This window comes from Streptomyces sp. NPDC005402 (genome assembly GCF_040606575.1).
Taxonomy (GTDB): domain Bacteria; phylum Actinomycetota; class Actinomycetes; order Streptomycetales; family Streptomycetaceae; genus Streptomyces.
In genome coordinates, this window is sequence record NZ_JBEXFB010000013.1 from 111,640 (window position 1) to 134,157 (window position 22,518).

Annotated in this window: 21 protein-coding genes and 1 pseudogene; 9 read left to right on the plus strand and 13 right to left on the minus strand. The window is 70.9% G+C overall.

The annotated features are described in order from the left end of the window. Positions 1-120: 120 nt before the first annotated feature. From ABZT02_RS25215 to ABZT02_RS25235, 5 genes are all read right to left on the minus strand, one after another. The gene (locus ABZT02_RS25215) at positions 121-528 is read right to left on the minus strand and encodes an ATP-binding protein (protein WP_356020927.1); all 408 of its coding nucleotides are present in this window, start codon (positions 526-528) and stop codon (positions 121-123) included. A 146-nt stretch (positions 529-674) separates the two neighbouring features. After that, positions 675-1,112, minus strand: coding sequence for a (deoxy)nucleoside triphosphate pyrophosphohydrolase (locus ABZT02_RS25220; protein WP_356020929.1), 438 nt, complete (start codon positions 1,110-1,112; stop codon positions 675-677). Positions 1,113-1,137: 25 nt separating this feature from the next. Further along, complete coding sequence (locus ABZT02_RS25225; RefSeq protein ID WP_007384464.1) at positions 1,138-1,329, minus strand: SPOR domain-containing protein; 192 nt, start codon at positions 1,327-1,329, stop codon at positions 1,138-1,140. A gap of 314 nt (positions 1,330-1,643) precedes the next feature. Further along, the gene (locus ABZT02_RS25230) at positions 1,644-2,396 is read right to left on the minus strand and encodes a GntR family transcriptional regulator (RefSeq protein ID WP_356020933.1); all 753 of its coding nucleotides are present in this window, start codon (positions 2,394-2,396) and stop codon (positions 1,644-1,646) included. A gap of 147 nt (positions 2,397-2,543) precedes the next feature. Further along, entirely contained in the window at positions 2,544-3,779 is a 1,236-nt protein-coding gene (locus ABZT02_RS25235; protein WP_356020935.1) for a DUF4190 domain-containing protein, read from the minus strand. An 84-nt stretch (positions 3,780-3,863) separates the two neighbouring features. On the opposite strand from ABZT02_RS25235, the gene ABZT02_RS25240 reads away from it, so the two are divergent. Continuing rightward, positions 3,864-5,045, plus strand: a complete 1,182-nt coding sequence (locus tag ABZT02_RS25240; RefSeq protein WP_356020937.1) for a serpin family protein — start codon at positions 3,864-3,866, stop codon at positions 5,043-5,045. Between the two features lie 21 nt (positions 5,046-5,066). Here the strand turns inward: ABZT02_RS25240 and ABZT02_RS25245 are convergent, their stop codons facing one another. Continuing rightward, entirely contained in the window at positions 5,067-5,897 is an 831-nt protein-coding gene (locus ABZT02_RS25245; protein WP_356020939.1) for an oxidoreductase, read from the minus strand. 86 nt (positions 5,898-5,983) lie between these two features. On the opposite strand from ABZT02_RS25245, the gene ABZT02_RS25250 reads away from it, so the two are divergent. Then, a complete protein-coding gene (locus ABZT02_RS25250; protein WP_356020942.1) occupies positions 5,984-6,901 on the plus strand; it encodes a LysR substrate-binding domain-containing protein in 918 nt (305 codons plus the stop codon). 226 nt (positions 6,902-7,127) lie between these two features. Here the strand turns inward: ABZT02_RS25250 and ABZT02_RS25255 are convergent, their stop codons facing one another. Further along, positions 7,128-9,308 (minus strand): DEAD/DEAH box helicase, encoded by a 2,181-nt coding sequence (locus ABZT02_RS25255; RefSeq protein WP_356020944.1) that lies wholly within the window; start codon positions 9,306-9,308, stop codon positions 7,128-7,130. Between the two features lie 75 nt (positions 9,309-9,383). After that, the gene (gene ychF, locus ABZT02_RS25260) at positions 9,384-10,472 is read right to left on the minus strand and encodes a redox-regulated ATPase YchF (RefSeq protein WP_351991694.1); all 1,089 of its coding nucleotides are present in this window, start codon (positions 10,470-10,472) and stop codon (positions 9,384-9,386) included. Positions 10,473-10,649: 177 nt separating this feature from the next. Between ychF and ABZT02_RS25265 the strand changes: the two genes are divergently transcribed. Beyond that, on the plus strand, positions 10,650-11,168 hold the full coding sequence (locus ABZT02_RS25265) for a DUF6542 domain-containing protein (protein ID WP_356020946.1): 519 nt from the start codon (positions 10,650-10,652) through the stop codon (positions 11,166-11,168). Positions 11,169-11,574: 406 nt separating this feature from the next. On the opposite strand, the gene ppgK is transcribed toward ABZT02_RS25265, so the two are convergent. Continuing rightward, positions 11,575-12,318, minus strand: coding sequence for a polyphosphate--glucose phosphotransferase (gene ppgK / locus ABZT02_RS25270; protein WP_356020948.1), 744 nt, complete (start codon positions 12,316-12,318; stop codon positions 11,575-11,577). Positions 12,319-12,347: 29 nt separating this feature from the next. Beyond that, positions 12,348-13,358, minus strand: coding sequence for a 4-hydroxy-3-methylbut-2-enyl diphosphate reductase (locus ABZT02_RS25275; protein WP_356020950.1), 1,011 nt, complete (start codon positions 13,356-13,358; stop codon positions 12,348-12,350). A 105-nt stretch (positions 13,359-13,463) separates the two neighbouring features. Between ABZT02_RS25275 and ABZT02_RS25280 the strand changes: the two are divergent. The 4 genes and pseudogenes from ABZT02_RS25280 (at position 13,464) to ABZT02_RS25295 (ending at position 16,957) form a co-directional block, all read left to right on the plus strand. Beyond that, positions 13,464-14,687, plus strand: a pseudogene (locus ABZT02_RS25280) (APC family permease). 50 nt (positions 14,688-14,737) lie between these two features. Then, positions 14,738-15,946 carry an exodeoxyribonuclease VII large subunit gene (gene xseA / locus ABZT02_RS25285; RefSeq protein WP_356020953.1) on the plus strand — a complete coding sequence of 403 codons (1,209 nt, stop codon included), beginning with the start codon at positions 14,738-14,740 and terminating at the stop codon, positions 15,944-15,946. Between the two features lie 9 nt (positions 15,947-15,955). After that, a complete protein-coding gene (locus ABZT02_RS25290) occupies positions 15,956-16,189 on the plus strand; it encodes an exodeoxyribonuclease VII small subunit (RefSeq protein WP_356020955.1) in 234 nt (77 codons plus the stop codon). Between the two features lie 177 nt (positions 16,190-16,366). Next, positions 16,367-16,957, plus strand: a complete 591-nt coding sequence (locus ABZT02_RS25295; protein WP_356020957.1) for a malonic semialdehyde reductase — start codon at positions 16,367-16,369, stop codon at positions 16,955-16,957. A 57-nt stretch (positions 16,958-17,014) separates the two neighbouring features. On the opposite strand, the gene ABZT02_RS25300 is transcribed toward ABZT02_RS25295, so the two are convergent. Further along, the gene (locus ABZT02_RS25300) at positions 17,015-17,536 is read right to left on the minus strand and encodes a DUF4245 domain-containing protein (protein WP_356020959.1); all 522 of its coding nucleotides are present in this window, start codon (positions 17,534-17,536) and stop codon (positions 17,015-17,017) included. 126 nt (positions 17,537-17,662) lie between these two features. Between ABZT02_RS25300 and glpX the strand changes: the two genes are divergently transcribed. Next, positions 17,663-18,697 (plus strand): class II fructose-bisphosphatase, encoded by a 1,035-nt coding sequence (glpX, locus tag ABZT02_RS25305; RefSeq protein ID WP_031042027.1) that lies wholly within the window; start codon positions 17,663-17,665, stop codon positions 18,695-18,697. Between the two features lie 165 nt (positions 18,698-18,862). Here glpX and ABZT02_RS25310 read toward each other — a convergent pair whose 3' ends face one another. Beyond that, the gene (locus ABZT02_RS25310) at positions 18,863-19,234 is read right to left on the minus strand and encodes a WhiB family transcriptional regulator (protein ID WP_355743598.1); all 372 of its coding nucleotides are present in this window, start codon (positions 19,232-19,234) and stop codon (positions 18,863-18,865) included. A 175-nt stretch (positions 19,235-19,409) separates the two neighbouring features. Continuing rightward, positions 19,410-20,126 carry a DUF1707 domain-containing protein gene (locus tag ABZT02_RS25315; RefSeq protein WP_356020962.1) on the minus strand — a complete coding sequence of 239 codons (717 nt, stop codon included), beginning with the start codon at positions 20,124-20,126 and terminating at the stop codon, positions 19,410-19,412. 167 nt (positions 20,127-20,293) lie between these two features. Here ABZT02_RS25315 and ABZT02_RS25320 point away from each other — a divergent pair, with 167 nt between their 5' ends. Continuing rightward, positions 20,294-21,961 (plus strand): fumarate hydratase, encoded by a 1,668-nt coding sequence (locus ABZT02_RS25320; RefSeq protein ID WP_356020964.1) that lies wholly within the window; start codon positions 20,294-20,296, stop codon positions 21,959-21,961. Positions 21,962-22,518 lie beyond the last annotated feature (557 nt).

Sequence of the window (22,518 nt, forward strand, 5' to 3'; positions counted from 1 at the left end):
CCGACAACCGCCACTGGCCTGAACCAGTCGATGGACAGCGGGCGGGGTGTCGTACAGGCGTTCTGGGGGTTCTCGGCGTTTCGTGGCGTCTTGGCGTTCTTCACCGTGATCAGGTCCTGTTCATCCCGGCATCGAGAGTTCGAACCAGACGGTCTTGCCCGTCACGCCGGGGCGGGTGCCCCAGCGGTGGGCGGCGTGGGCGACCAGTTGCAGGCCGCGGCCGCTCTCGTCGTCCAGGTCGGCGACGCGTTCGCGGGGCGGGTCGGGGAGGGGGTCGGAGACCTCGACCAGCAGGACGCCGTCGACACCGTCGGGGCGGACCAGCCGGACGCCGATGGGGCCGGTGGCGTGCCGCAGGGAGTTGGTCACCAGTTCGCTGACCAGCAGGGCGGCGATGTCAACGAGGCCGTCGAGATTCCAGGCGGCCAGCCGGTCCCGGACGGCCGTCCGGGCAGCGCGTACGGCACCCGGGTCCGCCGGGAACGTCCACTTGGCGCAGTCGCCTTCGGTGTCGATCACGCCGATCACATCCCGGGCCAGCCCATGTCCGCTTTCGTGGGGTTAAGGGGCACATACCCGATATCAGGGGCGCGGTACCGTGCCGAATGGCGTAAGTAGGGGGCGCCTAAGAGCTCGGGGGGCTCTGTTGCGGGGCGGGTGCGGGTGCGTCGCGGTCAGTCGCGCCCCGCGGCGGAGCGGCCACCTTGTGACAGCCCGGCGGCGCCCCTGAAGGCTTCCCGTACCGCCGGCACGTCCTGGTCGAGCCAGTGCACGTCCCAGATCTGCTCCGGCGTCAGCCAGCGCAGTTCGTCGTGGTCCTGTAGCGGCTCGGGGTCCGGCGAGCCGGGGAGGAGGCGGGCCTTCCACGCCTGCAGGACGTAGGGGGGCTTCAGAGGCCACTCACCCGGGACGCGCTCCACGACCTCCGCCGCCACGCCCAGCTCCTCGCGGAGTTCACGGGACAAGGCCTGCTCCGGCGACTCCCCCCGCTCCACCTTGCCGCCCGGCAGCTCCCAGCGTCCGGCCAGTTCGGGAGGTGCGCTGCGGCGGGCGGCGAGGAGGCGGTCGCCGTCACAGAGGGCGGCCGCCACCACCACGATCCGTTCCGTCATGCGCCGGAGCCTACGGGAGGCTCCGTCAGTCGGCCGAACTCGCGCCGTTCGGGCCGATGCGCTCGACCCAGTAGAGCTGTTTGTGGCCGCGGGCATCGAGGCTGTCGGCGATCTTCTGGGCCTCGGCCCGGGTCGCGTACCTGCCCACGCGGTAGCGATTGCCGTTGTCGTCCTGTCGTATGACGAGCCAGGGAAGAGTGATCGTGCCGTCGTTCATTGCGCCCCACCGCTCCTTCCCGACCTGCGCCGGGCCCCACCCGATAAGGAAACCGCACTCCGCATATGCCCGAGCCTACGCCCAACCTTTACGCAGCGAACACGCGTTTTCACAAAGAGGTACGCAACCAGCCAGGACGGACTCCTCCGACAGGGGGCGCGCGCTGATGAACACGCCCCCGGTGGACGGCGATGACTCCCGTCGGGGACGCCTCCGAAACAGCGGTGTCGACCTGCGAGAACGGCCGAATTCGAACGGCGTTCGCCTGCGGGCCGGTTGAGTGTTCGCCCCGGGCAACTTCCCCGGGGCGCGCACTACTTCACCGGGAGGTGGTAAGCGACCTGGTAGCGGTCGGCCGGAATGACCACGTCGGCCGTCTCCACCGGGCGGCCCGAGGCGTAGTAGGTGCGGTGGACCACGAGGACGACATGCCCGGGGACACCCCCCAGGGCGAGCAGCTCCTCGGCGAGGCCGGGGCGGGCGCCCACCTCCTCGGTGACGTTGTCCACGACGACGTCGATGGCGGCCATGCGCTCGACCACGCCCATGCCGCCGAGGGGACCTTCCTCGGGGAGCATCACCGGAGTGCGCCCGGTGACCGCGAGCGGCTCCCAGGAGGTGGAGAGCATGATCGGCTCACCGGCCTCCCGGAAGACGTATTTCGTGCACATCACCCGGTCACCGGCCCGGATGGCGAGCCGCTCGGCGATGGCCACCGAGGCCTCGGTCTGCCGGCTGCTGGACTCCCAGGTGCCGCGCCCCTCCCCGTCGGCCTGCTCCTGCCGGAAGGGGGTGGCACCGGAGGCCGGGCGGTAACCGGAGCGGGCGATACGGCGGGGCACGGGCCGCTCGCGGACGTACGTCCCGGAGCCGGAGCGGCCCTCGACCAGGCCCTCGGCCATCAGCACCTTGCGGGCCTCCAGCGCGACGGTGTCCGAGACGCCGTACTCCTCGCGGATCCGGGCCTGGGACGGCAGGCGGGTGTGCGGTGGCAGCGAACCGTCGACGATCTTCTTGCGGAGATCACCCGCGACGCGCAGATACGCCGGCTGCTCACCGAATGTCACTGGCCGCTCCCATCAGGTTGTACAGACAGCAACAGCGTGGCAACCGTGGGTTCGACCATGCAAGCAGAGGCCAGAGAATCACTCGATGTGATGACATGTTCCGGTGGGGGGCTTTACGCAGGCACTTTCTCCCCGCTATGGCGGCGATCACACATTGAGTTCGCCGCCGCCCGACTCGCCGCCCCCGTCGCCGTAGTCGGCGTCGTCCGTCGGCCGTTTCGTGGCCAGCCTCAGAGCCTTGCGTGCGGTGACCGTGCTGGGGCCGTCGACGTAGTCGTACCCCTTGTCGTAGTGGATGTAGAAGGCGTCCACGTCGTCGTCATCGGCCGCGTCGACCGCCTTCGCCCACTCGTCGCGCGCGTCCTCCATGTCCTTCACCAGGGCCGCGACCTGCTTGTCGGCCTTGGTCGGCCAGGACTGCGCGCGGAGGGCCTTGATCTGGTCGCCGAAGCTGTCGTGGACGTCCCGCGACCAGTCCCGGTAACCGGCCAGGTCGTCCTCCGGGTAGTCCTCGGGCTCCTCCCACAGCACGGTGTCGAGGGCGTTGAGGGACTTCAGGAGAGAGACCTGGTACGTGTCGAGCGTGGTCTCGTCGGCGCGCAGCGAGCCGGTCAGGGTCGCGTTGTCGTCGGTGTTGCCGAAGATGCAGGTGACCTCGCGGTCGCCGAGGCGCCAGCTCTGCCGGGTCGGGCCGAAGTAGTACACGTCCACGTTCGCGGGCAGCGCCCAGGTGTCCATGGCGTAGGTGTCCTGGAGCGGGGAGCACTTCCGGTCGGCGGCGTCGGAGACCGCGTTGTCCCCCGGGAAGGCGGAGCCGCCGGTCATCGTGAACTCGCCGAACACCTCGCCGTCGTGCTCACCCGCGCAGGGCACCTCGTCGACGTCGTAGGTCAGGCCTTCGAGGGACTCCCCCGGCGCGTCGAAGCAGTGGCCCCTGACCACCGAGAAGGCCGTGCCCTGCGTCGCGCCCTTCTTGAACCCGTCCCAGGCCTCGGAGAGCCCGCCGGTGGCGAGCGCCGTCACCCACAGGGCGAGTCCGAGCGAGGACAGGATCGATCCGGTGATCGCCAGCGCCTTGCCGGACTGGCCCTTCTTCTTGATCTGCGCCAGCGCGATCACGCCGAGCACCAGTCCCACGGCCGGGAAGCAGCACAGGACGCCGAGCACCAGGGAGGCGACGGCGAGGCCGTTGACGGAGGAGGGGCGGGCGTAGGGGCTGTAGCCCTGTCCCCAGGTCTGATACGGCGGACCATAGGGTTGCCCGTACGGCTGCTGCCCATACGGCTGCTGTCCCTGCGGCGGCGGCCCGTACGGGTCGGGGGCCGGGGACGGCCCCTGGGCGGGGTCGGGCTGGTGGGGCCCAGGGGGCGGGGGTATGGACACGGGTACCGTGCTCCTGGTTCAGGCAGTGGTGGGGAACTGACGTACGACAGGGCGCATGGTATGCGCGGGGCGGGCGGGGGTGGAATGCCGATCACGGGTACGACGACCCTGGCGGTGAACGGGCTGACGGCACGGTGGGCTGGGGTGTCTTCCGGGGGGACCGTGTTCTCGGCCGCCGGGGTGTGGCCGCTGCTGGCCTTCCTGGCCGATGGGGCACAGGGCACGGCACGGGCCGAGCTGGCACGGGCGCTGGGGGTGCCCGCGGACCAAGCGGCCGCGGCGGCGCGGGAGTTGCTCGAGGGGCTGGCCGACGCGGAGGCGCTGGACTCGGCGCTCGGCCTGTGGACCAAGCGGACGCTGGAGCTGCGCGAGGAGTGGGAGGCGGGGCTGCCCACCGACGCGCACGGGGTCCTCGCCGGCGATCCCGCCCTCGACCGACGGGAGCTGGACGCCTGGGCGGCGAAGCGCACGGGCGGGCTGATCGAGCGGATGCCGGTGGAGGTGCGGGACGACACCGAACTGGTGCTGGCGAGCGCGCTGGCTCTGCGGACCACGTGGCTGCGGCCCTTCGAGGTGCGTCCGGTACGGCCGTCCGCGGGCCCCTGGCAGGACCGCACCCTGCGCGGGCTGAACCGTCGGAGCGTGCGGCTGGACCGGGTCGCGGTGGTGGCCGCGCCCGAGGGCCGGGTCACCGAGGCGAAGGTGCTCGGCGACAACGGCGTCGACGTCCATCTCCTGCTCGGTGACGAGCACATGACGGCGGGTCAGGTGCTGGCGGCGGGCACCGCCGCGCTCGACGGCACGTGTCCGGCCGTCAGGGGGTCGCTGCTTCCGTACGGGCCGGCGGGGCCGGGGTTGCGGGTGGAGGAGCGCCCGTGTGCCGGTCCTCGGCAGCCGACGCTGGAGCTGACGACGGCGGCGTTCGAGGCAAGGGCGCACCACGATCTGCTGGACCTGCACGGGCTGTTCGGGCTCACGGCGGCACGGGACGCGCGACAGGGCCACTTCCCCGGTCTCAGCTCCTCGCCCCTGGCCGTCGGCTCCGCCCGGCAGTCCGTCCTGGCCCGCTTCGACGCGCTCGGCTTCGAGGCGGCCGCGGTGACGGCGGTCGCGGCGGCACCGGGTGGGGTACCGCCCACCCGTCGGTACACGTCGACCGTGGTCACGGCCGCCTTCGACCGCCCCTTCGGCTTTCTCGCCGTACATCGCGAGACGCGGCTGGTGCTGGCGGCGGGGTGGGTCACGGAACCGGCGCCGTTCCGCTGACCGCGTGCGGGCCGTCGGCCGTCAGTCGTCGAAGGCGGTGGCCCGGGTGTTCTTCTCCCAGGCGGCGACATCGGCCCGTACGCCGTCGAGGTGGTCGAGTACGGCGGTCACCGCGTCGTCGCCGAGGGGCAGGCGCAGCGGGGTCTCCTCGGCGTCGAGGGCGGCGCGGATCAGCGCCGCCGCCTTCGCGGGGTCGCCGGCCTGGGTTCCGTCGCCGCCGGAGACGAACCCGCGGGTCTCACTCACCTTGGCGTAGACCCCGCTGTCGGCACTGACTCCCGCACGGCCCGCGTCGAACAGCGAGGTACGGAAGGCGCCCGGCTCCACGATCAGCACCTTGATGCCGAACTCCCGCACCTCGTCGGCGAGCCCCTCGGACATGCCCTCCAGCGCGAACTTCGTCCCGCTGTACGCCGAGAAGCCCGCGAAGGACATCTGCCCGCCCATGCTGCTCATCTGCACGATCGCCCCCGAACGCCGCTCGCGCATGCAGGGCAGCACCGCCCTCGTGAGCGCCGCCGGCCCGAAGACATGCAGGTCGAACAGCTCGCGCAGTTCGTCCTCGGTGGTCTCCTCGAAGGCGCCGACATGCGTGCGGCCCGCGTTGTTGACCAGCACGTCGATCCGGCCGTGCCGGGCCACCACGTCCCGTACGGCGGCCTCCGCGGCGGCCGTGTCGGTCACGTCCATACGCAGCGCCTCCACCTGGTCGGGGTGGGCGGCCACCAGGTCGTCCAGCGCCTCGGGCCTGCGGACCGCGCCCACCACGACATCGCCGTCGGCCAGGGCCGCCTCGGCGATCGCCCGCCCGAACCCGCTGCTCGCGCCCGTGATCAGCCAGACCTTGTTCATGACGACTCCTCGCGGTTCGACTGTCGTGTCACCAACCAGCCTGCTGCGGAAGTCGGTTGCCCGTCCAAGACCCACGGTGATAACCGATGGCTATGACGACCGACGTACATGTACGGGACCTGCGCTACTTCGTGGCCGTGGCCGAGGAGCTGCACTTCACGCGAGCGGCCGAACGCCTGTACGTGTCGCAGCCCGCGCTGAGCAAGCAGATCCGGGCGCTGGAGCGGCAGTTGGGCGTGGAGCTGTTCCGTCGGGAGCCGCGCGGTGTGCTGCTCACCGAGGCGGGTGAGGCACTGCTGCCGCACGCCCGGCAGGTGCTGGCGGCCTGGGCGGCGGCGGACGCCGCGATGGCGACGGCCCGGGCGGCGGGGCGCGGCACGCTGGTCGTGGGCATGAGCACCAGCCCCGGCCGCGGTGGCCTGCTCCCGGCGATCCGCTCCCGCTTCACGGCCGCGCATCCGGAGGCGGTCGTACGGCTGCGGCAGATGGGCTGGCAGGACCCGACCGCGGGACTGGCGGACGGCGAGACGGAGGTCGCGTTCGTCTGGCTGCCGCTGCCCGACGAGGAGCGCTACGGGTGGACCGTGGTCGCCGAGGAACCCCGCCTGGTCGCCCTCCCCGACCGCCACCCGCTCGCCGCCCGCGAGGAGGTCGACTTCGCCGACCTTGCCGACGAACCGTTCCTCGCGCTGCCGCCGAGCGCGGGCCCCCTGCGCGACTTCTGGCTCGCCCTCGACGAACGGGCCGGCCGACCGCCCCGCATCGGCGCGGAGATCGCGGGCACCGAGGAGACGTACGAGGCCCTCGTCGCGGGCCTGGGCATCTGCCTGGTGGCCGCCGGCAACGCCCCCCTGATCACCCTGGGCGGGGTGGTCACCCGGCCGGTGCGCGGAATCGGGCCGAGCAGGTACGTGCTGGCCTGGCGGAAGGGGGACGGGGGGCGGCCGCTGGTGCGGGGGTACGCGCAGGCTTGTCGGTGGGTGGCGGGGGCGGGGGCGGTCTGACGGGGCGTGGTTTTCCCGGCCCCGGGAGCTTGTTCCGGATCGGGCTGCTGCCCCACTCGGCGGCCGGGCCGACGAGACGGCGGGTGCACGCGGGACGCTTCCGGGTTGCCGCGGGTCGCGTTCGCACCGGTCACCGGTCACCGGTTTGCAAGGGTGTGTCGGGAGCGCGGTGGATTCGGTGGAGCCGGCGCCCGATCCGCCGTCGGCCGTCGGCCGTCGGCTCAAGTCACTCGGCGGCCGTGAGCCTCTCGTCCGTCATGCCGAGACGCGCCTGTTCCTCCTCGACGATCTGTCGTGCCAACTCGGTGTCCGACACGTCGATCGCGTCCGGGGAGGCTTCGGCCACGGCGCTGCGGCGGGCGTAGGCATCGAAGAGACGGGTCTTGGCCTCCAGCATCTTCACCATGCGTTCGTCGACGCCCCCGGTGGCGAGGAGACGGTACACACGCACCGGCCTGACCTGCCCCATACGGTGGGCCCGGGCCACCGCCTGGTGTTCGATGGTCGGCTTGATCTGGGGTTCGCAGATGACAACGACGGAGGCGGCCTGCATGTTGAGGCCGACGCCCGCTGCCTGAATCTGCGCCAAGAGCACCGCGGGACCCGGAACACCGGCGAAGTCGTCGACGATCTGCTGCCGCCGTCCGGCCGGGACACCCCCGGTGAGCGGGCCGAACAACGGAGTGCCGGCGGTGGACGCGGCCGCGAGTGCTTCCCGCACCACGCTCAGTACGTCCTTGAAATAGGAGAAGACCACCGTCTTCTGCCCGTTCTCGCCGGCCTCCTGAACGATCTCCCGGAGCCGGTCCAGCTTGGCCGACTTCTCGGGGCGCAGGTAGGCGGCCCTGCGCATCGCCATGAAGTTGCCCGCGCGCACGGCCTCCCGGTACGCCTCCTCGTCCGATGCGCTCAGTTCCTCCCACTGGTCGGTCTGCTGGAGACTCGGGAGTTCCGTCAGCACGTCCTGCTGGTTGCGCCGCAGGTAGACCGGGGCCACGGCCTTGCGGAAGGCGACCGATCCGGCCAACGCGTCCCGTTCACCGAGGGAGTCCGCGAGGCCGCCGTCGAGCATCCGGACCAGGTTGTGGAACTCCACGACCCTGTTCTCCATCGGGGTTCCCGTCATGAACAGGGCGCGTCCGCAACGCTCCGCCCACAGGGCGACCGCCTGGGACCGCTTGGCCTTCGGGTTCTTCACGGAGTGCGCCTCGTCCACCACGAGCAGTCCGACCTCACCACCGCCCGGCGCGGGAAAGCCGCGCAGCGCGTCGAACGTGGTCAGCCCGACCCCGCCCCGCTCCCTCCAGTCGGCGAACGCATGGTGTCGGTCGGGGCCGTGGAGCACCATGACACGCAGGGCGCTGCGGGCCTCGATCTCCCGTGTCCAGTTCACGAGGACGCTCGCCGGGCAGACGACCATGAAGCGGCTCTCTCCCCCGGCGGCCAGGTGCGCCAGCACCGCGATCGCCTGGATGGTCTTGCCGAGCCCCATCTCGTCGCCGAGTATCACCTTGCGCTGCGCGAGCGCGAACCGCGCGCCGAACGCCTGGTAGCCGCGCAGCGAGACCCGCCGGTGGGTGTCGTCGAGACGCTGGGTCCGTACCCGCTCGGCGATCTCGTCCGGCAGGAAGCCCTCGGCGGCGGCCGTGTCCGGCGGCCGCCCGGAGATCTCGGCCAGCAGGCTGTAGTACTCGGCGGAACGGAGTTCGAAGTCGACCCACGCCGCGACATCGGACGAGGGCCCCCGGAGCAGGTCCACCGATGCCTGGGCGAACAGCCCGGGCAGGTCCGCCCGTTCCGCCTCGTCCACCAGCGACCGGATCTCGGTGACCGCCGCCGACGCGCGAGCCTTCTTCTCCTGACCCGCCAGGAGCATCCGGATGCGCCCGGCGGCGGGCCGGGCGTCGGTGAGCAACGGCTGGAGCCGCTTCGACAGGACGGCGGCCTTGTCGACCGCGCGCCGGGCGTCCGGACCGGCCTCCACCAGTACGTGCAAGGCCGTGACGAGCGCGGTGGTGCGGGGTTCCGGCCGGTCCACGTCGATGTGGACGGCGACGGTTTCGTGCACGGCCTCGGCGAGTCGGCGGGCGGCCGCGAGCATCTGGTCGACGGTGCGCTGCCCGACACCGGGGATCTGCCGCAACCGGTAGGGGCCTGCTTCGAGCACGCTGCCGACTGTGCGCAGCCCGCTCTTTTCGACACTGCCCAGCCGCAGCCGCCCTTCGGTGACGTCCTGCAGTCGGGCAACAGGGATGGTGTCGAGCTCGCGCCGCACCGCTGCGTCGTGGATCGGCTTCAGGGCCGCCCGTGCCGCTTCCACCGCCCTTTCATGGTCCCCGACCACGGCCTGGGCCGCCTCGTACAGCCGCGCCCCCGTCGCGACCGTGTCCCGCTCGCCACGCCCCACGCTCCCCGCCCCTCCATGGACAGAAACCTGTGCCCGCCCGCCGAGAAGCGGGTGAACACAGGTTCCTGATGGTCGTCAGACGTTGAAGCGGAACTCCACGACGTCCCCGTCCTGCATGACGTAGTCCTTGCCCTCCATCCGCGCCTTCCCCTTCGCGCGGGCCTCGGCCACCGAGCCGGTCTCCACCAGGTCGTCGAAGGAGATGACCTCCGCCTTGATGAAGCCCTTCTGGAAGTCGGTGTGGATGACTCCGGCGGCCTCGGGGGCGGTGGCGCCCTTCTTGATGGTCCAGGCGCGGGACTCCTTGGGGCCGGCCGTGAGGTAGGTCTGGAGGCCGAGGGTGTTGAAGCCGACTCGGGCGAGGGTGGTGAGGCCCGGCTCCTCGGCGCCGACCGACTCCAGGAGCTCCATCGCGTCCTCCTCGTCGAGCTCGGCGAGGTCCGCCTCCAGCTTGGCGTTGAGGAAGATCGCCTCGGCGGGGGCGACCAGGGCGCGCTGCTCGTCCTTGAAGGACTCGTCGACCAGCTCGTCCTCGTCGACGTTGAAGACGTACAGGAAGGGCTTCGTCGTCAGCAGGTGCAGGTCGTGCAGCAGCTCCTCGTTGCCGGAGCCCTGGACGATGCCCGCGGAGAACAGCGTGTCGCCCTTCTCCAGGATCTCCTTCGCCGCCTCGACCGCCGCGACCTTCGCCACGACGTCCTTCTTGATCCGCGACTCCTTCTGGAGGCGGGGCAGGACCTTTTCGATGGTCTGGAGGTCGGCCAGGATCAGCTCGGTGTTGATCGTCTCGATGTCGTCCTTGGGCGAGACCTTGCCGTCGACGTGGACGACGTTCTCGTCCTTGAAGGCGCGAATGACCTGGCAGATCGCGTCGGACTCGCGGATGTTCGCGAGGAACTTGTTGCCCAGACCCTCGCCCTCGGAGGCGCCCTTCACGATGCCCGCGATGTCCACGAAGTCGACGGTCGCCGGGAGGATCTTCTGGGAGGAGAAGATCTCGGCCAGTTTCGTCAGGCGCGGGTCCGGGACGCCGACCACGCCGACGTTCGGCTCGATCGTGGCGAACGGGTAGTTGGCCGCCAGCACGTCGTTCTTGGTCAGGGCGTTGAACAGGGTCGACTTGCCGACATTCGGCAGGCCGACGATTCCGATCGTGAGCGACACGTTGCGACTTCCCGTACATGAGAGGAGACGTGAGGAGACTGGCGGCCAGGGGGCCGATCCACCAGTCTACGGCGTGCCGCAGCGCCCTCCGGCGGCCCTGTCGAACGCATGGCCAAGGTCTTTCCCACGGCGTGTCCGAAGAGCGATTCCGCACATAAACAGACCTAGGTTGGTCCAGTGGAGCAACACAGGACCCGACCCCCGCACAACGGAACACGACGCCCGGCCCAAGGAGCACCGCTACCCGCCCAGGCCCGCGGCGAGCGCCGGCCACCGGTGCCTCGCCGCCCGCCGCCGCCCGTGGTCCGGACACTGCGGCGGCTGCCCAACCCCCGGCTCACCGGGCTCGGCGGCGGCCTGTTCTGCACCGGGCTGATGGTCGTGCTCGGCTTCCTCGTCTCCCTGCTGTTCGGCTCGTCGCTGACGCTGTACGGCGTGCTGTTCGTGCCGGTCAGTGTGCTGACGTCGGTCTGGATGCGCCGGGGTGATCTGCTGACCGCCCCGATCATCGTGCCGATCGCCTTCGCCGTCGGGCTCGTCCCGGTGGCCGACAGCAGCGGCGGCACCTCGGGCCGCCTGATGGGCCTGTTCACCGCGCTGGCCACCCAGGCCGGCTGGCTCTACGCCGGCACGCTGGCCGCCGGCCTCATCGCACTGGTCCGCAGGATCCGCCTGGTCCGGGACCGCTCGCGCTGACACTCACGCAGGCTTACGGCACGAGGAACGGCTCCCGGACCGTGTGAGCCGGGGCCGCATGAGCCGGGGCCGCGTGAGCCGGGGCCGCGTGAGCCGGGGCCGCGTGAGCGGCTGCGCCGGCGGAGCGGGTGGCCGTAGGCGTGGCGTCCGCCCGAGACGGGTGGCCGGTGGCCCGTGGCCTCCGGCGGCACCGCCCACGAGCGCGCCAACCCGCCACGCACGGCACGAATACGGCTCCCGAGCCGCCGACCCAGAAGGCACGGCCGACGGCTGCGCCGCCGAAGCGGGTGGCCGTAGGCGTGGCGTCCGCCCGAGACGGGTGGCGGTGGCCCGTGGCCTCCGGCGGCGCCGCCCACCGGGCCCGGCCCCCCTGCCCCTTCACCCCCGCAACTCCGCGGTGGGCCCCTTACCCCTGCGCCGCCCGCATCGCCGCCCCCACGATCCCCGCGTTGTTCTGCAGCTGCGCCGGGACGATCTCGGCCTTGATGCCCTCGATGTGGGGCAGGAACTTCTGGGACTTGCGGCTGACGCCGCCGCCGATGATGAACAGCTCGGGCGAGAAGAGCATCTCGACGTGGGCGAGGTACTTCTGGACACGGTGGGCCCAGTGCTCCCAGGTGAGCTCCTCGACCTCCCGGGCCCTGCTGGAGGCCTTCTTCTCGGCGTCGTGGCCGTGCAGCTCCAGGTGGCCCAGTTCCGAGTTGGGGACGAGGACGCCGTCGACGAAGACCGCGCTGCCGATGCCGGTGCCGAAGGTGAGCAGGATGACGGTGCCCTTGCGGTCCTTGCCCGCGCCGAAGTTCATCTCGGCGACGCCCGCCGCGTCCGCGTCGTTGACCACGGTCACCGGCAGCCCGCCGAGCCGCTCGCTGAACAACGCGCGCGCGTCGGTGTCGATCCAGCTCTTATCGACATTGGCCGCCGTCCGGATGTGGGATCCGTCGGTGACCACGCCCGGGAAGGTCAGCCCCACCGGGCCCGTCCACCCGAAGTGGTCCACGACCTGCTTCACCCCGTCGGCCACGCCGTCGGGCGTCGCCGGGTGCGGGGTGAGCACTTTGTGGCGCTCCTGGGTGAGGTCGCCCTTGTCCAGGTCCACAGGGGCGCCCTTGATCCCGGATCCGCCGATGTCCAAGCCGAAGATCTGCATGGCCCTACGTTACGACGGACGACGGACAGTCACGCCGGGGAGGTCCCCTTGCGCTCCGCGACCAGCGTCGCGGCCTCCTCGCGCAGGTCGCGCCGCAGTTCCTTCGGGAGGGAGAAGGTGATGGACTCCTCGGCCGCCTTCACGAGCTCCACGTCGCCGTAGCCGCGCTGCGACAGCCACTCCAGGACCTCCTCGACGAGCACCTCCGGCACCGAGGCGCCCGAGGTGACGCCGACCGTGGTCACGCCCTCCAGCCAGGCCTCGTCGATCTCGCTCGCGAAGTCCACGAGGTAGGCCTCGCGGGAGCCGGCCAGCTTGGCGACCTCGACGAGCCGCTTGGAGTTGGAGGAGTTGCGGGAGCCGACCACGATGACCAGCTCGGCCTCGGCACCCATCTGCTTCACCGCGAGCTGGCGGTTCTGCGTGGCGTAGCAGATGTCGTCGCTGGGCGGGGAGATGAGCTGCGGGAACTTCTCCTTGAGGGCGTCGACGGTCTCCATGGTCTCGTCGACGCTCAAGGTCGTCTGGGAGAGCCAGACGACCTTCGACTCGTCGCGGACCTCGACCTTGGCGACGTCCGAGGGGCCGTCGACGAGAGTGATGTGGTCGGGGGCCTCGCCGGAGGTGCCGATGACCTCCTCGTGGCCCTCGTGCCCGATCAGGAGGATGTCGTAGTCCTCGTTCGCGAAGCGGACCGCTTCCTTGTGGACCTTGGTGACCAGCGGGCAGGTCGCGTCGATGGTGGCGAGCTTGCCGCGCGCGGCCTCCTCGTGGACGACGGGGGCGACGCCGTGGGCCGAGAACATGACGATGTTGCCCGGCGGGACCTCCTCCGTCCGTTCGACGAAGATGGCGCCCTTCTTCTCCAGGGTCTGTACGACGTACTTGTTGTGGACGATCTCGTGCCGGACGTACACCGGAGCGCCGTACTGCTCCAGGGCTTTCTCGACGGCGATCACGGCGCGGTCCACACCCGCGCAGTAGCCACGGGGGGCGGCGAGCAGGACACGGCGGCCAGGCGAAGCAGTCATGCGTCCCATCGTAAGGCCGCTTTCGGGCGGTCAAAGATCGCGTGCACATGACCTTCCCGGGAAGACTGACCGGCAGACGCAGGGGGAGCGACGGGCGAGGAGGAACACGGCGGCCTGCGGCGCACCCTGGGCTTCCGGGACCTCGTCGTCTACGGGCTGCTGTTCATCGCCCCCATGGCGCCCTTCGGTGTCCACGGCACCCTGGACGCCAAGTCGCACGGGGGCCGTCGCCCTCGTCTATGTCGTCGCCACCGTGGCGATGGCGTTCACCGCGTTGGGTTACGCGCAGATGGTGCGAGTCGCCCCCGGGCGGGGTCGGTGTTCGCCCACGCGCGCGGGGCTCGGCAAGCGATGAACTCCCTGGTCCCGGAGGTCTCCCGCTGGGTGTGGACGGCGCTCGCGGTGGTCGTCACGACCCTGCTGAACCTGTGGGGCGTACGGGCGGCGGCCCGGGTGGGGTTCCTGGTGCTGGCCATGGAGATCGTGGTCCTGCTGGTCTTCGCGGTGTCGGCGGTCGTCGTCCTCGCACGGGACGGCGCCGAGCGCGGCTGGCTGTCCCCGCTGTCCGGGGACGGCACCCAGGGCGCGTTCGCGCTGTCGGCGGTGATCGGGGCGGTGTCGGTCGCCGTGCTGTCGTATCTGGGCTTCGACGCGATCGCCTCCTTCGCGGAGGAGATCACCGGCGGTTCGCAGAAGGTCGCGCGCGCGGTGCTGTTCTGTCTGGCCCTGGCGGGCGTGCTGTTCGTGGCGCAGACCTATTTGGTGGCCCTCCTGGACCCGACGACCTCGGCCGAGTTCGCGGCGGACCCGGGCAGACAGGGCTCGGCCTTCTACGACGCCGTCGACTCCGCGGTCGGGACCTGGCTGCACGATCTGGTGGCCGTCAGCAAGGCGATCGGCGCGGCCTTCGCGGCGCTGGCGGGACAGGCGGCGGCCGGGCGGCTGCTGTTCGCGATGGGGCGTGACCGGCGCCTGCCGCGCGTGCTGGCGAAGACGGACTCCGGCGTCCCGCGCTTGGCCCTGCTGTGCGCGGCCACCGTCACCCTCGTCGCGGCGGTGTGGGCGGCCCGCCGGGACGACGGCATGGACCACCTGGTGTCCGTGGTCGACATCGGCGCCCTGACGGCCTTCACGCTGCTGCACGCGAGCGTGGTGGGCTGGTTCGCGGTCCGACGGCGCGGAGGCCCGGTGATCTGGTGGCGGCATGTGCTGGTGCCGGTCGTCGGGGCGGCGATCACCCTGGCGGTGATCGTGGAGGCGTCGGGGGCGGCACACGTGGTGGGCACGGTGTGGTTCCTGACCGGGCTGGGGGTACTGGTCGCCCAGCGCGGCCGATAGTTCCCGATCGGTGACGGTGCGTTGTCGTACCCGGCCGTTACGCTCGCGGCATGGCTGTGAACTCGACCCCCGAAGCGCCCCTGCCCGTCGGCGAGGTGTCGCGCCTCATCGGCGGCTGGATCGACCGTCTCGGCGCCGTGTGGGTCGAGGGGCAGATCACCCAGCTCTCCCGGCGTCCGGGCGCGGGCGTGGTCTTCCTCACGCTGCGCGATCCGTCGTACGACATCTCGGTGAGCGTGACCTGTTTCCGCCAGGTCTTCGACGACGTCGCCGATGTCGTCAGCGAGGGCGCCCGGGTCGTCGTACTGGCGAAGCCGGAGTGGTACGCGCCGCGGGGCCAGCTCTCGCTGCGGGCCACCGAGATAAAGCCGGTCGGGGTCGGTGAGCTGCTCGCGCGGCTGGAGCAGCTGAAGAAGTCCCTGGCCGCGGAGGGGCTGTTCGCGGCCGAGCGCAAGAAGCCGCTGCCGTTCCTGCCGCAGCTCGTCGGACTGGTCTGCGGGCGTGCCTCGGCCGCCGAGCGGGACGTCCTGGAGAACGCCCGGCACCGCTGGCCGGCCGTCCGCTTCGAGGTGCGCAATGTCCCGGTGCAGGGGGTGCACGCCGTCCCGCAGGTCGTGCAGGCGGTCAAGGAGCTGGACGCGCTGGACGACGTGGACGTGATCATCGTGGCGCGCGGCGGGGGCAGCGTGGAGGACCTGCTGCCGTTCTCCGACGAGCAGTTGGTGCGGGCCGTCGCGTCCTGTCGTACCCCGGTGGTGTCGGCGATCGGGCACGAGCCGGACACCCCGCTGCTCGACTACGTGGCCGACCTGCGGGCCTCCACGCCGACGGACGCGGCCAAGAAGGTCGTACCGGACGTGGGCGAGGAGTACGAACGCGTGCTGGCGCTGCGGGACCGGGCCCGGCGGTGTGTCGAGTCCTTCCTCCAGCGGGAGGAGCGGGGGCTTGCGCACGCGCTCGCGCGGCCGTCGATAGAGGATCCGCACCGGATGATCGACGAGCGCGCCGACCATGTGGCCTCCCTGGCCGACCGCGGCCGCCGCACCCTGGGTCATCTGCTGGACCGTGCCGACTCCGAGCTGACGCACACGCACGCACGCGTGGTGGCCCTCTCCCCCGCCGCGACCCTCCAGCGCGGATACGCCGTGCTCCAGAAGGCCGACGGGCACGTGGTGCGGACGCCGGACGAGGTGACGGCGGAGGAGACCCTGCGGGCGCGGGTCGCCGAGGGTGAGTTCACTGTCCGAGTCGATGCATAGGGTGGGCGGATGACCAGCAAGGTGGCGGAAGAGGCGCTCGGGTACGAGCAGGCGCGGGACGAGTTGATCGAGGTCGTACGGCGGCTGGAGGCGGGCGGTACGACGCTCGAGGAGTCCCTCGCGCTCTGGGAGCGGGGCGAGGAGCTGGCCAAGGTGTGCCGGCGCTGGCTGGACGGGGCGCGGGCGCGGCTGGACGCGGCACTCGCCGGGGAGCCGGAGGACGGCGAGGCCGACTCCGAGTAGCCGCGAGCGGCTGCGGGGGAGCGCGGGCCACCGCGGGCGGAAGACCTGGCGTATGTGAAGCGGATCACCACGCCCCGCTTTTGGTTGAAGGTTGAACTTCATTCGCGTACGGTCGGAGACGTCAACCGGTCCACGGTCCGTTTCTGCGGCCGACGTCCCTCCCGAGAAGGTTCCACCATGTCTCTCGTTCTTGACCCCGCCGCCCAGGACCTGCTGTTCCGCGAGGCCCGCACCGCGAACACCTTCACCGACGAGCCGGTGACCGACGAGCAGGTCCAGGCGATCTACGACCTGGTCAAGTACGGCCCGACCGCGTTCAACCAGAGCCCGCTGCGCATCACCCTGGTCCGCTCCGCCGAGGCCCGCGAGCGCCTGGTCCAGCACATGGCCGAGGGCAACCAGCCGAAGACCGCCACCGCCCCGCTGGTCGCGATCCTCTCCGCGGACAACGAGTTCCACGAGGAACTGCCGCAGCTCTTCCCGCACTTCCCGCAGGCCAAGGACGTCTTCTTCGGCGAGCGCCCCGCCCGTGAGGGTGCCGCCGGGCTGAACGCCGCGCTCCAGGCCGCGTACTTCATCATCGGCGTCCGCGCCGCGGGCCTCGCCGCCGGCCCGATGACCGGTCTCGACTTCGCCGGCGTCCAGAAGGAGTTCCTGGACGGCGACCACACCCCGCTGATGGTCGTCAACATCGGCAAGCCGGGCGAGGACGCCTGGTTCCCGCGTTCCCCGCGCCTGGCGTACGACGAGGTCGTCACCACCGTCTGAGACGGCTGACACACGACGAGAGGGCCCGGCCTGGCGGCCGGGCCCTCTCGCGTGCTCTCACGTCATCTTGAGCGACTTCGCCATCTCGGTCAGCTGGGAGAGCGACCCCGTGCCCGCGACCACCGTCGTCGCCCCGTCGCCCTGGTGCACGAGGGCGTCGTACCGGCCGCCCGAGTACCGCGTCCAGGTGCGGCCCGCGATCTGCTGGGTCTGCTTCGTCGCCTCGCCGCCCTGGCTCGCCTCGTCGATGAACTCCGAGGGCTTCTGAGTCGACTGCTCGATCTGCACGTACTCATCGCCGGGGGCCTGGAAGCCCAGGTGCCACGCGTCGGACTGGTCGCCCTGGAAGCGCACCGAGGTCGCCTTCCAGCCGGCCGGCAGACCCTCGGGCGCGGCCACCGGGTAAGAGGCCGCGCGGCGGGCCGTGAGCAGCTCGACGCGGTAGTCGACCGCCTTGATGTCGGGAGCGGAGTCGTCGTGCGGGATGAACACGTAGATGACCGCCGCCGCGATCCCGATCAGGCCCAGGGAGAGAATCATGTCCCGGACCGTCTTCTGCTTGCCGTTCGAACCTGCCACGCCCCTATCGTCGCAGGTGCCCGGTCCGCTCATCCGTGGGGTCCCCTGCTCATTTTGTCGGACTGACGATAGAGTCGACGATCGAACCCTCATCCGGCCGTCGTCGTATCAGAAAGGTGCGCTCCGATGACCGAGCATCATCATCTGCCGTCCGAACTCGAGGTCCCCTCCGAGGCCCCCGACCGCAACCTCGCCCTGGAACTCGTCCGGGTGACCGAAGCCGCCGCGATGGCCGCCGGCCGCTGGGTCGGGCGGGGCGAGAAGAACGGCGCCGACGGCGCCGCGGTGCGTGCCATGCGGTCCCTCGTCTCCACCGTGTCGATGAACGGCGTGGTCGTCATCGGCGAGGGCGAGAAGGACGAAGCCCCGATGCTCTTCAACGGGGAGCGCGTGGGCGACGGGACCGGGCCCGAGTGCGACATCGCCGTCGACCCGATCGACGGGACCACGCTGACGGCCAAGGGCATGCCGAACGCGATCGCGGTACTGGCCGCGGCGGACCGGGGCTCGATGTTCGACCCGTCCGCCGTGTTCTACATGGACAAGCTGGTCACGGGACCCGAGGCCGCGGACTTCGTCGACATCAACGCGCCGGTCTCCGTGAACATCCGGCGGGTCGCCAAGGCGAAGCGGTCCACTCCGGAGGACGTGACCGTGGTCATCCTCGACCGGCCACGCCACGAAGGGATCATCAAGGAGATCCGGGAGGCGGGGGCGCGCATCAAGCTGATCTCCGACGGTGACGTGGCGGGGTCGATCTACGCGCTGCGCGAGGGCACCGGCGTCGACATGCTCCTGGGCATCGGCGGTACGCCCGAGGGGATCATCTCGGCCTGTGCCGTGAAGTGTCTCGGAGGGACGATCCAGGGCAAGCTGTGGCCGAAGGACGACGAGGAGCGGGCGCGGGCGATCGACGCCGGCCACGATCTGGACCGGGTGCTGACCACCGACGACCTGGTGTCCGGGGAGAACGTGTTCTTCGTCGCCACCGGGATCACCGACGGTGAGCTGCTGCGGGGTGTGCGGTACCGGTCGGAGACCGCGACCACCGACTCGATCGTGATGCGGTCCAAGTCGGGGACGGTCCGGCGGATCGACTCGGAGCATCGGCTCAGCAAGCTGCGGGCGTACAGCGCGATCGACTTCGATCGCGCCAAATAGCTCCGTGCGTGCGGAGCATGGGCGGGTGCGGGTGCGTCGTGGCTTGTCGCGCCCACGCGGCGGAGCCGCACATTAAGACAGCCCCGCGCCCCTAGGTAGTTTCACCAGCCCAGTTCAAAAGGCGCCCCCGGTGCGGTGGGGGCGCCTTTTGCTGTGCGTGCGGGTTCAGCCCGCCTGGGCTATGCGTGCCGCCCTGGCCGCTTTCGTGAGTTCCAGGTCGCGGCGCCTGCGCCGGGCCAGGACCACTCGGCGTTCCGCAGCGGTCAGGCCGCCCCAGACGCCGTAGGGCTCGGGTTGCAGCAGGGCGTGTTCGCGGCACTCGACCATGACCGGACAGCGGGCACAGACGCGCTTCGCGGCCTCCTCGCGGGAGAGCCTGGCGGCGGTGGGTTCCTTGGACGGGGCGAAGAACAGGCCGGCCTCGTCGCGCCGGCACACCGCCTCGGTGTGCCATGGAGCGTCTTGGTCCCTGTCCCGCACTGGCACCCGCTGGGCCGGAACGGCAGCTACCTGCAGGGACGAATGCGGTTGCAGCACGGTCTACTCCTGACGACGGCTTCGCGAGCGAGAGACGATGCAGCAAGCCCTACCCGCTGTGCGCGCGCCTATGCACTGAGTCCCGAACCGCTGGATTCCGGGGGGTCGCACGCGCCTCCACGAGCCGACCCGGGGACGGAATCCTCGCGCTTCGAACCCGCCGGATTCACAACCGTCAACGATCCAGGTGTTTGCGCAAACTCCTGTCGACCTTGCGATCGACCGCGCGCTGAACGCGGTCGAGGATGTCCGCGACGAGCTTTCCGCGCTTGGGCTTGGCGTCGACACTGCCGAGGACTGCCCAGCCGTCGACGTACACCACGGGCGCGTCCGGCTCCGGCGAGTCGAGCGTGTCCACCTGGAAGTCGCCGAGGACACCGACGCCCGTGCCGCGCAGCGAGATGTTCTCGGGGACGCGCACCTCGACGCTGCCGAAGACCGAGAACGCCTTGATGACGACCTGGCGGTACTCGAAGATCGCCTCGCTGAGGTCTATCTCGACGCTGCCGAAGACCGCGTAGGCGTGGATACGGCGGCCCGCGCGCCAGCGGCCCTTGCGGACGGCGGCGCTGAAGACCGCCACCACGTTGTCGTCAGGGTCCGGGGGGATCGCGTCGGTCGGGCGGTTGGACGCCGGGGTCCAGGCCGGGGCGGGACGGGGCTGATGGGCCGCCGGCAGGTCCCGTATGAAGACCTCCAGCTCGCCCACCGTCTTGGCGCTCAGCACCCCCTCGACCCGCTCGGCGTGCTCGTCCGCGGTGAGGCGGCCCTCGGCGAGTGCCTCGCGCAGGATGTCGGCGATACGGTCACGGTCGGCGTCCGAGGCGCGCAGGTCGGCCACCGCGGGTGCGGGGCCCGCGTGCTTCTGAAGGTCGGGCTTCTGAAGGTCCACCGCAGCAGCGTACCGAAACGCGATAGATCGCGACTAGGCCTGTGGACAACTCTTGGCGAACCGACTGAGCCTTACCTCACAAGCTGGCGTCCCTGGACAGGTTCTAGGCTGGTGCGGCCCGCCGACGGAGGCGGGTGGTCGACCCGCAGAGTGAGGAATGGGCTGAGATGCCTGAGTTCGCGTACACCGATCTGCTCCCCATGGGAGAGGACACCACCCCCTACCGGCTGGTGACCTCCGAGGGTGTCTCCACCTTCGAGGCCGACGGGCGGACCTTCCTCAAGGTGGAGCCCGAGGCGCTGCGCAAGCTCGCCGCCGAGGCCATCCACGACATCCAGCACTACCTGCGGCCGGCGCACCTCGCCCAGCTGCGCCGGATCATCGACGACCCCGAGGCGTCCAGCAACGACAAGTTCGTGGCGCTGGACCTCCTGAAGAACGCGAACATCGCGGCCGCGGGCGTCCTCCCGATGTGCCAGGACACCGGCACCGCGATCGTCATGGGCAAGCGCGGACAGAACGTCCTCACGGAGGGCGGCGACGAGGCGGCGCTGTCGAAGGGCATCTACGACGCGTACCTGAACCTCAACCTGCGCTACTCGCAGATGGCCCCGCTGACCATGTGGGACGAGAAGAACACCGGCTCCAACCTCCCCGCGCAGATCGAGCTGTACGCCACCGACGGCGGCGCGTACAAGTTCCTGTTCATGGCCAAGGGCGGCGGTTCGGCGAACAAGTCGTTCCTGTACCAGGAGACGAAGGCCGTCCTGAACGAGGCCTCCATGATGAAGTTCCTGGAGGAGAAGATCCGTTCGCTGGGCACGGCCGCGTGCCCGCCGTACCACCTGGCGATCGTGGTGGGCGGTACAAGCGCCGAGTACGCGCTGAAGACCGCGAAGTACGCCTCCGCGCACTACCTGGACGAGATTCCGGCCGAGGGCTCGGAACTCGGGCACGGTTTCCGGGACAAGGAGCTGGAGGAGAAGGTCTTCGAGCTGACGCAGAAGATCGGGATCGGGGCGCAGTTCGGCGGCAAGTACTTCTGCCACGACGTACGGGTCGTACGGCTGCCCCGGCACGGTGCGTCCTGCCCGGTCGCCATCGCCGTGTCCTGCTCGGCCGACCGCCAGGCCGTCGCGAAGATCACCGCGGAGGGCGTCTTCCTGGAGCAGCTGGAGACGGACCCGGCGCGCTTCCTTCCGGAGACGACGGACGAGCACCTCGAGTCCGACGGTGACGTCGTCCGGATCGACCTCAACCAGCCGATGGACGACATCCTCGCGGAACTCACCAAGTACCCGGTGAAGACGCGGCTTTCGCTGACCGGTCCGCTCGTGGTCGCGCGTGACATCGCGCACGCCAAGATCAAGGAGCGTCTTGACGCGGGCGAGGAGATGCCGCAGTACCTGAAGGACCACCCGGTGTACTACGCGGGTCCGGCGAAGACGCCCGAGGGCTACGCGTCCGGTTCCTTCGGTCCGACGACGGCCGGCCGCATGGACTCCTACGTCGAGCAGTTCCAGGCGGCGGGCGGCTCCAAGGTGATGCTGGCCAAGGGCAACCGCAGCAAGCAGGTCACCGACGCGTGCGGCACGCACGGCGGGTTCTACCTCGGCTCCATCGGCGGCCCGGCCGCCCGGCTCGCCCAGGACTGCATCAAGAAGGTCGAGGTCGTCGAGTACGAGGAGCTCGGCATGGAGGCGGTCTGGAAGATCGAGGTCGAGGACTTCCCGGCGTTCGTCGTGGTCGACGACAAGGGCAACGACTTCTTCCAGGATCCGGCGCCCGCGCCGACGTTCACGTCGATCCCGGTGCGCGGGCCTGGCCTGGCGTAGCGCCGTTCGGTGGCGGCGGGGATGGTTTTCGCCCCCGCCGCCCCTACCCGTCCCATCTCCAGGGGCTGCCGCCCCTTCGACCCCCTCCGTCGGGGGCTACCGGGGCCGGGGCGGGGGCGGAGTGGCACGCGGCGGTAGCCGCCGGGCGACCCGACGGAACGACTCTTCGAGGACCGGGCCGCTCGGCCCACGTTCAGCAGGATGCCGGGTGAGGGCCAGGGGCGGATTCGGATACGGCCCCCAGCACGACACGCCCTCCCCCTCTGCAAGGCCCCGGCCGATCCACCGGCCTTGGCCTTGCCCCGCGCGTCACCTCACCGCTTCTCCTCACCCGCCACGGCGTCTGACGGTGCGTCCGCCGAAACCGGCGAGGAGTGGGGAACGTCGGCGCCCTGCTCTCGACGTCCGGCAACCCGGGCGTCCGCACCGGCACGCGTGCTCCTGGCGGCAGGCCGACCAGACCCGGAGAACGCCGACCCCGCTCTCGACCGCCGAACACCACACATCAGCCGCACCGGCACTCGCCCGAACCGGCAACCGCCCAGACCCGGCAGCCA